The sequence below is a fragment of the Pseudomonas sp. NA-150 genome, assembly GCF_044336365.1.
Lineage (GTDB): Bacteria > Pseudomonadota > Gammaproteobacteria > Pseudomonadales > Pseudomonadaceae > Aquipseudomonas.
In genome coordinates, this window is record NZ_CP172305.1 from 16,676 (window position 1) to 28,455 (window position 11,780).

2 protein-coding genes are annotated in these 11,780 nt (G+C 59.7%); one reads left to right on the forward strand and one right to left on the reverse strand.

Translation table 11 applies throughout. From position 1 onward, the window contains the following. Positions 1-223: 223 nt before the first annotated feature. Positions 224-10,054 (reverse strand): retention module-containing protein, encoded by a 9,831-nt coding sequence (locus tag ACF0H7_RS00075; RefSeq protein ID WP_397450825.1) that lies wholly within the window; start codon positions 10,052-10,054, stop codon positions 224-226. A 345-nt stretch (positions 10,055-10,399) separates the two neighbouring features. Between ACF0H7_RS00075 and ACF0H7_RS00080 the strand changes: the two genes are divergently transcribed. After that, the gene (locus tag ACF0H7_RS00080; protein WP_397450826.1) at positions 10,400-11,749 is read left to right on the forward strand and encodes a TolC family outer membrane protein; all 1,350 of its coding nucleotides are present in this window, start codon (positions 10,400-10,402) and stop codon (positions 11,747-11,749) included. Positions 11,750-11,780: the final 31 nt, after the last annotated feature.

Here is an 11,780-nt window from a genome sequence, read left to right on the forward strand (position 1 = left end):
ATTGAGTTGAGCGAGCGAAGGCGTCGGTTCCCAGCAGCATAGGCGCTTTGAGCCCGAATATGAGCGGCGAGTGCCATTCAGGGAGTGCTACGGAGAATGCCGAGCGCGTTTTGTGACGCGCCCGGCATTGTTGCCTGGCAATCAGTTGTGGTGTTCGACCTTGATCGTTGGGTCGGCGCCGGCAATCAACGAGTTGATGCTGGAGCCCGAGTAGTTCGTCCCTTCAAGCTTGATTGTGACATCTGCGTTGGCGATGCCGCCTGCCGCATTGAGCTTGCCGTCGGAGCTGATTTGCAGCGTCGCGGAACCGTCCGCTGGCGGTGGTCAGCTTGAGGAAGTTATCAATGGTGCCTGCGGTTTCGTTGTGCAGCAGATCGGTCAGATCAATGCGATCACCCTGCGCTGCGCTGAAATCCTTGATCACATCGTGACCGGTGTCACCGGATTTCCAGACGAAGGTGTCCGCGCCCAGGCCACCAATCAACGTGTTGTCACCCATGCCACCGCGCAGGATATCGTTGCCGGCACCGCCGAACAGCGTGTCGTTACCCGCACCGCCGTCCAGGTTGTCGTTGCCACCCTGACCGAACAGGATGTCATTGCCAGCGCCACCCAACAGTGTGTCGTTGCCGTCGTTCGGGCCAGAGATATCGAACGCCGCAGCGTGTTCAGTGATGTACTGATGCACGTCTTTGGTGGTGACCAGCGATGGATCAACGTGGTTCTGGGTACCGACAAAGGCTTGCAGCGCGTCGTAGCCCTGAGCACCTGAGCCCGGCACGATGACCACGTCACCGAAGATAATGTCGTTGCCGACACCCGCCGTGACGTTGTCGGCGCCCGCCGCCGAGTGGCCGAGGATTGCGTTGGCCAGGTCTGCCGGGTTGATGTTGGTCAGTGGCTTGTGGTCGGTGTCGTACGGCGACAGATCCGAAATCACGATGCCGTTGTTCAGGCCGATGGCACTGACGTGTGATTGACTGTTCAGCGCCGCGAACGCCGCTTTGGTGTCGGTCAACACGTCGCCGTTCTGGGTGTTGGTCGCCAGCTCGTAGGTACCGTCGCCCTGGAAGTGCAGGGTGCCGGCCAGTGTGGTGCCGCTCCACGCGCCTTTACTGTTTTCGGTCCACTGAGTGACGTGGCCCGCAGCGTCGATGACCACCCGATCAACCCCGCCGAGGCTCATCTTGAATACGTCACCCATGTGGTAGTTATCCACAGTGATCAGGCTGTCGAGAGCCTTGTCGGCCAGGGTGTTGTAGTTGATCACCGTCGGGTTGAAGGATTCGCCCGTCTCGTGAACGTTCGGCTGACCGTCGGTGATGAAGTACGTCAGGTTGGTCGCGTTGGTGTTGTGCGTTGCCGTTGAGCTGTCGAAGAAGTTCGAGGCGGCCTTGAATGCATCTTCGTAGTTTGTGGTGCCACTCGACGACATTAGGTTTAGCGCGGCCTTCAATTTGTCCAGGGCGCCTGCCGAGGACAAATCGATGGTCATTGTGTGATTCACCTGGGTCGCGAAATCCGCCAGGAAAATGTTCACTGTGCCGTGGTTGGCGCCTTGCAGGCTGTTCAGCAGCGAGGTGAAGACTGCCGTCAGCGAGGCCTTGGCCGCATTGATCGCGGTGGTGCCCATGCTGCCCGAGGTATCGACCAGGAACGCGATGTTGTAGTTCTGGCCTTGCACCACGTGCAGACCGGCGTCGGCGACGATGATGTTGTTGCCGTCGGTGGTCGTCAGCGTGTCGTTGCCGGTACCGCCAACGGTGGTGTGATAGGTCGCCGGGTCCACGGTCACATGAATCGTGCCGGCCGAGCTGGCCTGGTTGCCGTTGGCGTGTTCAGTGGCGGTCGACGTCACCGACAGATCGAACGAACCGCTGTAGTAAGCCGGTGGCTTGATCGTCAGGGTATTCAGATCCCAGCCGGTCACGTTGGCATTGGTACTGGTTGCAGTCGCGGTAAAGGTGTGACCCGAAGCGTCAGTCAGCACCGAGCCTGGCGGAATCTTGCCGATGCTCACGCTCAAGGTTTCCGAGCCGTCGATGTCGGTCAAGCCGGTGGTGATGTGCGACAGCGAAACCGAACCATTTTCCGGGCCTTCGTTGAGCGGATAACCCTGGTAGTAGCCTTCGCCATTGCTGCCGGTCAGGTCACCAAGGTGCACGCCAGCGGCGGTCAGGTCAGCCGTCGAGGTGTAGACCGGGATGGTGCTTGGGTATTGGCCATCGATCAACAGATTGACGTTGTAGTTGCCTGGGCCGTTCTGGTTGTAGTGGAAAATATCCAGTGTGTAGTAGCCGCTGGTGGTCGGTGTGAACGAGCCATTGACCTGCCCCCCCGCGCCCCAGGTAGCGACCGCGACTTGTTGGCCGCCGACGGTGATCAACAGGCTGTCATCGGCGGTACCGACGAAGGTGTACGTGTGACCGGCTTCCATGAAGATCAGGCCGGAGGTCTTCGACGCTTCGCCCTGTGGCACATTCGTATCGGTGACATTGGTCACGGTCTGGTGGGTGTCAGGCGTCGCGGTGGTATGACCGATGATGCCCAGTAACAGACTCGGCGCCGCGCCGCTGCCATCGGTACCCAGGCCGGTCAAGCCGGTCCAGGTGTCCTTGATCAAACCGGTAGCTGGCGGCAGCGTGTCACCGATGTGCAGGGTCGGAACGTCGGCCACTGCCTTGATATCGATAGTCACTGTGGAGTTGCTGCCCACGACGTTGCCCAAGGTCGGTTCGAAGCCGATCTGCGTGAGGTCCGCGTGGTTGTTGCCCAGGCCCGCATCGCCAGATGGATTGCTGGACACGTTGGCAGCCGGGGTGAATACCAGGTGGCCCGCATCGATTTCAGTTTTGCTGATCACGGTGCCGATGTCCGATGCCGTCAGCACTTTGCCCTGATATGCCAGTGTGCCGTTGGTCGGCAGCTGGGTCAGGGTGATGCCGGCGCCGGTGGCGTTCGGGTCAAGGTTGCTGACGCCGAAGTTAGCCCAGGTCAACGTCAGGCCGGTGTCTTCGGTGCCGGTGACGGTTTGCCCGCGTGCGGCCGGGATGTCGTTGTCGATAACCGTGGTGGTTGCGCTGCCTGCCGTCGGGCTGACGGCGATGTTCTCGTAGTTGCCGCCAGCGGGACTGCTGAGCGTCACGACCAGGTTCTTATTGTTGCTGGCCAGTGTGTCGTCCGGTATGTGGATCGAGAACTGAGTGCCGCTGGCGCCGTTCGGGATGGTGACCGTTATCGAGTCTTTTAAGCCAGCACCGTTGTCGTAGCTGACGATCACCGTCACGTCGGCGTGTGCCGGGTTTGTCAGTGACAGAGTGTATGTAGCGTCTGCGCCTTCAGTGACCGATGCAGCAGCACCTTTGATGCTGATCAGCGTGGTGTCGTCATTGCCGGTGATTTGCGTGGAAACCGGCGTCGTGCTGTAGCTCAGGTGTTCGCCGTTCGGGCCCGAAGCGTCCTTGATCGCCAAGGTCACCGGAGCGTTGTTGTACACGTCGTTGACTGGGGCCGGCAGAGTGTATTGAACCGACTGCGTGTTCGCCGCGATAGTCACCGTGTGTCCGTCGCTCAAATGCACGGTAATCGGGTTTTGGGCTTTTTCGCTCAGGCTGATGGTGTAAGTGACCTGGCCGCCTTCATTCACCGATTGCGGTGCCGACAGGGTGACCGTGCCGGTGTCGCCATCAACGATGGTGGTGGTGATGCTACCTGCGGTGTGGCTCGGCGATACGCTTTCGTTCAGGCCGGCAGTGATCGAGTCGATCTTGATCGTGAAGTTTTCGCTGCCTTCCAGAATGTGGTCGGCGAGGGTCGCGATGTTGAAATCAACACTGCTGGCACCCTGTGGAACCTTGACCGAAGCCACGCCGGTGAAGTCCGTGCCGTTGGCCGCAGTGCCGCTGTAGCTGAAGTTGATGGTGGTGCCGGTTTGCGACGGCTGAGTCAGGGTCACGGTGTAGCTGGCGGTATCGCCTTCGTTGACCGAATGGGTGCCGGAAATGCTGGCTTCGGAAACCACTGGGGCGAACACGGTGACCGGGATCACACCGCTGGCGGAGGCTTGGCTACCGTTGGCGTGCTCGGTGGCGGTCGAGGTCACGGTCAGGTCGAACGAGCCGGCGTAGTTGGCGGGCGGCTTCAGGCTCAGGGTGGTGGTGTCGAGCCCGCTGATGTCGGCATTGCCGTGGCTGTCAGCGGTGGCATGATGGCCAGCGGCATCGCTGAACACCGTACCGGCTGGCGCACCACTGACTTTCACGCTCAGGGTTTCCGAGCCGTCGGTGTCCGTCAGTTTGGTGGTGATTGGCGAGATCGCCACGCTGCCGTTTTCCGGCCCTTGGTTGATCTGGTAGGCCTGGTAGTAACCTTCGCCATTACTGCCATGCAGGTCACCGACTTGGACGCCAGCGTGAGTCAGGTCAGCGGTGGAGGTGTAGAGCGGCACGCCAGCGCTGCTCAGGTCAGTGGCAGGTTTGCCATCCACCGAAAGGTTGACGTCGTAGTTGCCTGGACCGTTCTGGTTGTAATGGAAAATATCCAGCGTGTAGTAACCGCTCACGGTCGGCGTGAAGGTGCCGTTGAGCTGCGCACCAGCACCCCAAGTGGTGGCCGCGACTTGCTGGCCGCCAACGGTGACCAACAGACCGTCATCACCGGTGCCGCTGAAGGTGTACGAGTGACCGGCTTCCATGTAGATCAGGCCGGAGGTCTTCGAGGCAACGCCTTGCGCCACATCGGGTGCCGTCACGTTGGTCACGGTCTGGTGGGTGTCAGGCGTCGCGGTGGTGCCGCCGATGATGCTCTGCAGCAGGTTCGGCGCAGTGCCGTTACCGTCGGTGCCCAAGCCGCTCAAACCGGTCCAGGTGTCCTTGATCATGCCGGTAGCCGGTGCCAGCGCGCCGCCGATGGTCAGCGTCGGCATGTCGGCCACTGGCGTGATGTCGATGGTCACGGTGGCATTGTTTCCAACGACGTTACCCAGGGTCGGTTCGAAACCGATCTGCGCATAGTCCGCCTGTTGATCGCCGACAGCGTGGCCGCCATTGGCCGGAACGCCGGATTCATTGGCGGCCGGGGTGAAGACCAAGTGACCGGCGTCGATTTCAGCTTTGCTGATCACGGTGCCGATGTCGGTAGCGGTCAGCACTTTGCCTTGGTATTCCAGGGTGCCATTGGTGGGCAGGTGAGTCAGGGTAATGCCTGCACCCACTGCGCTCGGGTCAAGGTTGGTGATGCCGAAGTGAGCCCAGGTCAGGGTCAGCGCGGTGTCTTCGGTGCCGGTCGCAGTGCCGCCTTGCGCTGCCGGCGGGTCGTTATCGATCACGGTGGTGGTCGCCGTGCCACCTGTCGGGCTGACCGCAATGCTTTCGTAGTTGCCGCCCGCCGGATTGCTGATGGTCACAACCAGGTTTTTGTCGTTGCCAGCCAGTGCGTCGTCCGGCATATGGATCGGGAACTGGAAGCTGCTGGCACCGTTCGGGATGGTGACCGTCATCGAGCCTTTGAAGCCCGCGCCATTGTCGTAATTGACGGTGACAGTAACTGCCGCGTGCGCCGGGTTGGTCAGCGACAGGGTGTAGACCGCGTCGGCGCCTTCGGTGACCGAGGTCGAACCCTTGATGCTGATGTACGTGGTGTCATTGGTATCAGCGACCTGCGTGGTGGCTGGCGTGGTGCTCGCTGCAACGTTCTCGAAGTTACCGCCGCTGTAGCCGGTAATGTGTTGGCTCACTGGGCCGGCGTCTTTGTAGACATCGTCGCTCGGTGCATTAACCGTAATAAAACCGCTGTTGGCGCCCGCTTTGATGGTGATTGATTGACCGCCGCTCAGTTGCACGACCATGTCAGTGCCGGTCTTGTTATCGACGCTGGCGGTGTAGGTGATCTTGCCGCCTTCGTTGACTGCCGCTGTCGCCGACAGGGTCAGGTGAGTGGTGGTCTGGGTGTCGGTGACGTGGGTGGTAACGGTCGAGTTATCTGGAATCAGATTCTCGTAGTTGCCACCGAACACGCCCTTGATCGAGTTGGTCACGTCGGCGTGGCCGATCAACGCATCGTTGGACACGCCCTGCGTCGCGGTGCCGGTGGTGCCACCGATCGGGATGAAGATCACCTGCCCGTTGGCCAACGCAATAAACAGCGGGAAGCCGGTGACCGGCGCCGATACGGTCGCGGTATAGGTCACCACGCCGCCTTCAGCGACCGACACGTCAGCGGTGAGTTTCACGCTCGACGGGTCGATGGTGTCGCGCACCAGGGTAAGCGCCGGCTGATGGCTGACATCCAGCTGTTCGAAGTTGCCGCCAGAGGTGCTTTGAATGCTGGCTTTGACGATGCTTGGATCGTTGTAAACGTCGTCTTTCGGTGCGTCGAGGATGATCGAACCGCTGGTGGCGCCGGCTTTGATGACGAACGACTGACCGTTGTCGAGCTTGATGGTCAGGTCGGTGCCGGCAGCGTTGGTCAGGGTAGCGGTGTAAACAATCTTGCCGCCTTCAAATGCCACTGGCGTTGCGGTCAGGCTCAGGCCGGTGTGGGTCAGGACGTCGGTAACTTTGGTGGCGATTGGCGTGGTGTCTGGCACCAGGTTTTCGTAGTTGCCGCCGGTGACGGTCTTGATCGAGTTGATCACGTCGTCGTGACCAATCACCGCGTCGTTGCTGACTTTTTCAGTGGTGGTGCCGGTGCTGCTACCGACTGGAATGGTGATGACTTGACCATTGGCCAGGGTGATCAAAACCGGTGATCCGGTGACTTTATCCGACAGGGTCGCGGTGTAGGTGATCGTGCCGCCTTCAGCAACCGTGGCGACATCGGAGGTCAGTTTCACCGAGGAATTAGTGATGGTGTCGGCGACGTTGGTCACCGCTGGCGTGGTGCTCGCCGCAACGTTTTCGAAGTTGCCGCCTGTGTAGCCGGTAATGGTCTGGCTGACCTTGCCGGCATCTTTGTAAACGTCGTCCTGGGGTGCGTCGACCGTCACCGAGCCACTGTTGGCGCCCGCCTTGATGGTGATCGACTGCCCACCGCTCAGTTGCACGACCAGGTCAGTGCCGGTCTTGTTATCGACGCTGGCGGTGTAGGTGATCTTGCCGCCTTCGTTGACTGCCGCCGTCGCCGACAGGGTCAGGTGAGTGGTGGTCTGGGTGTCGGTGACGTGGGTGGTAACGGTCGAGTTATCTGGAATCAGATTCTCGTAGTTGCCACCGAACACGCCCTTGATCGAGTTGGTCACGTCGGCGTGGCCGATCAACGCATCGTTGGACACGCCCTGGGTCGCGGTGCCGGTAGTGCCGCCGATCGGGATGAAGATCACCTGCCCGTTGGCCAACGCAATAAACAGCGGGAAGCCGGTGACCGGCGCCGACACGGTCGCGGTATAGGTCACCACGCTGCCTTCAGCGACCGACACGTCAGCGGTGAGTTTCACGCTCGACGGGTCGATGGTGTCGCGCACCAGGGTAAGCGCCGGCTGATGGCTGACATCCAGCTGTTCGAAGTTGCCGCCAGAGGTGCTTTGAATGCTGGCTTTGACGATGCTTGGATCGTTGTAAACGTCGTCTTTCGGTGCGTCGAGGATGATCGAGCCGCTGGTAGCGCCCGCCTTGATGACGAACGACTGACCGTTGTCGAGCTTGATGGTCAGGTCGGTGCCGGCAGCGTTGGTCAGGGTAGCGGTGTAAACAATTTTGCCGCCTTCAAATGCCACTGGCGTTGCGGTCAGGCTCAGGCCGGTGTGGGTCAGGACGTCGGTAACTTTGGTGGCGATTGGCGTGGTGTCTGGCACCAGGTTTTCGTAGTTGCCGCCGGTGACGGTCTTGATCGAGTTGATCACGTCGTCGTGACCAATCACCGCGTCGTTGCTGACTTTTTCAGTGGTGGTGCCGGTGCTGCTACCGACTGGAATGGTGATGACTTGACCATTGGCCAGGGTGATCACAACCGGTGATCCGGTGACTTTATCCGACAGGGTCGCGGTGTAGGTGATCGTGCCGCCTTCAGCGACGGTGGAGGCGTTCGCCGTCAGCTTTACCGATGAGTCGGTAATGGTGTCGGTAACGTTGGTGACCGCGGGTTTGTCGCTCGGCACCAGGTTTTCAAAGTTTCCGCCCGAGGTCCCGGTAATGGTCTGGCTGACCGGGCCGGCGTCTTTGTAGACGTCATCTTTGGGCGCATCGACGGTGATCGAACCGCTGCTTTCGCCGGCCTTGATGGTGATCGATTGACCACCGCTCAACTGCACGATCAGGTCGGTGCCAGTATTGTTGTCGACACTGGCGGTGTACGTGATCTGGCCGCCTTCAGCGACCGTGTCGGTAGCCGACAGGGTCAGGTTAGTGGTGGTCGGCGTGTCGGTCACCGAGGTTTTGACATCCGAAGTGTCTGGAACCAGGTTCTCGTAGTTGCCGCCGGTCACGGTCTTGATCGAGTTGACCACGTCCGGATGGCCTTTGAGCGCATCGTCAGTGACCGACTGGGTGGCAGTGCCGGTGGTGCCGCCCACTGGAATGGTGATGGTTTGACCGTTGGCCAGGGTGATCACTACCGGGGCGCCGGTCACTTTATCGGACAGGGTCGCGGTGTAGGTGATGACGCCGCCTTCAGCAACGGTGGCCACGTCGGACGACAGGGTTACGGTGGACTTGTCGATGGTGTCGTTAACGTTAGTGACAGCCGGGTCGGAACTCGGTACCAGGTTCTCGAAGTTGCCACCGGTAGCGCCGGTAATGTGTTGGCTGACGGTGCCGGCATCTTTATAGACGTCGTCCTTCGGTGCATCGAGAGTGACCGAACCGGTATCGCTGCCGGCCTTGATCACCAAGCTCTGGCCGCCGCTCAAGGTCACGGTTACATCGGTCTGGGCCTTGTTGCTCAAGGTTGCGGTGTAAGTGATCTGACCGCCTTCGTTGACCGTCGGCGTGGCCGACAGGGTCAGGTTGGTGGTGTCGATGGAATCGGTGATGGTGGTCTTGGCTGGGGTGGTGTCGGGCGTCAATTGCTCGAAGTTGCCACCGCTGGCGCCTGTAATCGTGGTGCTGACCGTGCTGCCGTTTTTGTAGACGTCGTTTGGCGGCGTGTCGACATGCACCGTGCCGGTGGTTTGGCCTGCGGCAATCGTGATCACCGAACCGTTGGACAAGGTCACGGTGACAGCGGTCTGCGCGGCGTTGGTCAAGGTCGCGGTGTAAATGATCTGCCCGCCTTCAGTGACGGTGTTGCTCGCCGTCAGGGTCAGGCCGGTATTGTCGATGGTGTCGGTGATGTGGGTAACGGCTGGCGTCGGGTCGATGGTGACCACGGTGCCGCCACCGCCGGCGATGCCGGTCACGGTGGTGCTGATATCGCTTGGGTTGACGTAGACGTTGTTGTGGTCAGCCAAGGGCACGCTGACGCTGCCGGTGGTTTGGCCCACAGCAATGGTGATGGTCTGGCCATTGGACAAGGTGATGATCAGCGGCGACAGCGGCGCTGCAGTCACGGTCGCGGTGTAGACCAACACGCCGCCCGCTTCGGTCAGGGTCGGCGTGGCGGTGAGGGTCAGGGTCGACGCGCGCAGCTGCTCGCTGCCGTCGTTGGTGCCGCCCGTGCGTTGATCCGCCGCGATTGCAGCCGAGCCAATCGGGCCGGTGGGGAAGCCAATGGCTGGGTCCACTCGGCCAGCGGTCGCGTCCAGCAGCACAAAGCTATGGCCGCCACCTGCCGGGCCGCCACCCTGAACCGCTGGACCTGCCGCAGGCGCTTCGAGGATTTTGGTAGGGTCAGCACCGGCGGCGATGGCTTGCTGCAGTTCGGCAACTGATTGCGAGGCATCGGCGGCGGCCGTCGCGGACTGGCCGACGTCTGGCTCGTTGCTGCTCCATTGCGTATCGCGACCCAGATCCAGGTGACGCCCGTCCTGCAATTCGAGAGTGACGGCGCCCGCAGGGCCTGTCATGACCTGGTCACCGAGGAATAACCGGTCGCCCTCGATGAGTACCCGTTGAACACCTTCAGGAGATACGGCGACGACTTGGCCAACAATGCTTTTGACGATGGCAACAACACTGCTCATGGGAAACTCTCCGGGTACTGCGTTCGATTGATTTCCATGTCGGGCAGCGATTTTCCGCTAAATAGGACAGGACGTACGGTTATTTGGCGCCACTTTGTCGTCAATAATTTGGCTTAGATTTTTTCGCTATAATGTTTATGCCAAACTATTGACCATTTGATGGGCATCCTAAACAATTGGCAACACAATGTCACTTTGATATTCCTGCGGTTGCCCCACTTTTGCTGCGTGTTTCGGAACACTTTTTTCTTCCCGATATACGGTCAATTCGGCTGCCTATTTTTTGTCGTAGCGGCATCTTTTTGCTGGCAGTTGAACACCACCGTCTTAAGGGATTTATTTGATATGCGTGCGCACTTTTTAACGGTTCTTCCGTTTGCTCTGGCTGCTAGTTTTGTTCAGGCAGAAACACTGCCAGAGGCCATGCAACGGGCCATGGATGTGCATCCGGAAATACAGGCGGGGGTCAATAATCGACTTTCAGCCGATTACCAATTAAAAGCGGCCAAGGGCGGTTATTTGCCGCGCGTTGACGTGCTGGCCGGTTATGGTCGTGAAGGTACCGACAGCGTTACTACTCGTGCCGACGGCAACAATCACTACTCGACGCTCAATCGTGGCGAGTCCAGCGTTCGTTTAACGCAAATGGTATTCGACGGCTTTGCGGTTTCCAGCGAAGTCGGCCGCCAACAGGCCAACGTCAACTCCCGCGCCTATTCGCTGCTGGGCACTTCCGAGCGCACTGCGCTGACGGTGGCCCAGGTTTACCTCGACGTGCTACTGCGCCGTGAAATGGTGCGTCTGGCCGAAGAAAACCTGAAAAGTCACGAACGTATCTACGACCAGATCCAGCTGCGCACCACGCGTGGCGTGGGCCGTATGGCTGACCTTGACCAGGCCGAAGCGCGTCTGGCCCAGGCTCGCAACAACCTGATCACCGAGCAAACCAACCTCGCCGATGCGCAAACCGGTTATTTGAGTGCCGTCGGTCAGATGCCTGATCAACTGACTCAGCCGCAGGGTTTTGTCGCTATGCTGCCCGCCAACCTGGATGAGGCCCGTCGTCAACTGGTGGAAAACAGCCCGATTCTGCGTTCGGCCGAAGCCGACATTAGCGCTGCCGAGAAGCAATACGACGCTGCGAAGTCGAGCTTCTACCCACAATTCGACGCCGAGCTGGGTCGTTCGGCGGACAACGATGTTGATGGCCTCAATGGTCACAATAACGAATGGCAAGCCATGCTGCGTATGCGTTTCAACGTATTTAACGGTGGCAGCAACAAGGCGGATCTAGAGTCCAAGTCGTATCAAACGACACAGGCGCTGGATATTCGTAACAACGCGCTGCGTCAGTTGAATGAAGAATTGGGTCTGGCATGGAACGCCTATAACAACGCCACTGCCCAAGTGCCGATTGCACAAACTTATGTCGATCACAGCATTGTGGTGCGTACCGCTTATCAGAAACAATTCAGCCTCGGCGAGCGTACTTTGCTCGATTTGCTTGATAGCGAGAACGAATTGTTCACTGCGCAACAGCGTTTGGCCCAAGTCAAAAATCTTCAGCTGTTTACTCAGTATCGAATCAAAGCGACCATGGGCGAATTGCTGAAAAGTCAGGGTGTTGTTGCACCCTTGGCAACAGTCGTGCAAAACGACGTCAAGCCACGCGTCAGCCTGCCTGGCATGAACTGACTCAGCGCTCCGCCCTATTTGTTAACCGCCT